The organism is Pseudomonas sp. IT-P253, from assembly GCF_949768125.1.
Classification (GTDB): Bacteria; Pseudomonadota; Gammaproteobacteria; order Pseudomonadales; family Pseudomonadaceae; genus Aquipseudomonas.
This window is the reverse complement of the sequence record NZ_CATKPT010000076.1, coordinates 1-278: the sequence shown is the minus strand read 5'-3', so window position 1 is coordinate 278 and position 278 is coordinate 1. Positions and strand designations below refer to the sequence as shown.

2 tRNA genes are annotated in these 278 nt (G+C 51.8%); both read left to right on the top strand.

What is annotated here, in order from left to right:
* Positions 1 to 27 precede the first annotated feature (27 nt).
* Positions 28 to 104: transfer RNA gene (locus ACM6IR_RS25130), tRNA-Ile, on the top strand.
* A 30-nt stretch (positions 105 to 134) separates the two neighbouring features.
* Positions 135 to 210, top strand: a tRNA-Ala gene (locus ACM6IR_RS25125).
* Positions 211 to 278 lie beyond the last annotated feature (68 nt).

Below are 278 nucleotides of genomic sequence, written 5' to 3'. Positions count from 1 at the left end.
GAAGACGATAAGAAGCAGCCCGAAATTGGGTCTGTAGCTCAGTTGGTTAGAGCGCACCCCTGATAAGGGTGAGGTCGGCAGTTCGAATCTGCCCAGACCCACCAATTTTGTGTGGGAAACGCCTGTAGAAATACGGGGCCATAGCTCAGCTGGGAGAGCGCCTGCCTTGCACGCAGGAGGTCAACGGTTCGATCCCGTTTGGCTCCACCACTACTGCTTCTGACGTATAAAGCTTAGAAATGAGCATTCCATCGTGATGATGGTGAATGTTGATTTCT